General features: G+C 36.4%; 1 protein-coding gene. It reads right to left on the bottom strand.

Annotation, left to right across the window (positions count from 1 at the left end; translation table 11 throughout):
- Positions 1-1,007: ATP-binding protein (locus AB5916_RS17430; protein WP_368192114.1), on the bottom strand; the 1,007-nt coding region annotated here is incomplete at both ends.

Raw genomic sequence — 1,007 nt, forward strand, 5'->3', positions numbered from 1 at the left:
ATTCCATGCATTAAACATATTTTCTGTAAAGAATCCAGTAATATGTGACAGCTACTTACAGATGGTTTTGTCTCTGAAAGGGCAATTTCCTTAATCATAGGATGCAGGGAGATTGTGTGACGTGTAGTTGTCTGCACAAAACCAGTTTCAATCAAGTCGTTAATTTCATTTAAGGTAGGCAGTTCCAGCCATTTGGCGAATATGCGGGCAGAAATACCAGTGTAAGGAAGAAAACACAAATTGCACATGATATCCTGCTGTTTTCGGGATAAAGCATATAGTGAAAATAGAGTATGGATATGACTATAATAAGTGGCTTTACTGCTTTGACCATCCTTGATTATCTTAATTTTATCTTCATTATCGAGAGATGCTCTTTCTTCCTGAAGTTTTGCTAATAACTGACCTGGAGTTGAAATTCCATTTTCCAAAAGTTTTGCAGCCAGTTCTACAGCAAAAGTATGATAGTGTACGGTCTCTATGATTTTTTCGACGGTCGAACGATACTTGTCTGCTTCTGAATAAAATGCAGATGTCAGTTGGAAAAGAATGTTTATATCCTTTATTTCTTTTAATTGAAAAGTACAGTATTCATTCAGATTACTTCTGGTCGTAAATAAAATCTGACAGCGGTATTTTAATACTACTGACAGAAAACTGTCCTGTGTAGCTGTGACATTAAAATTATCTATGATAAGCAGAGTATCGGATTTCAGGGAACGCAGAAAACGGTTATGTCTTTGAAACCGTTCCTGTTCGCTGATTTCTGGTGGATCATCAATAAAATCCATGTCAGTAATGTCCTGATGAAGATCACCTGTATATTCTACATATAGAATGTTAGTGTAATGCTTTTTGTAATGTTTTGCGTAGGCTTTGGCAAGTTCGCTTTTACCAATACCGGCAATTCCGCAAAGAAAAACATGACGGTTTTCCTCAAGCATGGTATATAATTCTTCTAGTTCTTTATCTCTTCCGATAAAATGACGGCATGGTTTCGGAACCTC

The organism is Blautia sp. 1033sp1_1033st1_G9_1033SCRN_220408 (genome assembly GCF_040929965.1).
In the GTDB taxonomy this organism is placed as follows: Bacteria; Bacillota; Clostridia; order Lachnospirales; family Lachnospiraceae; genus Blautia_A; species Blautia_A ammoniilytica.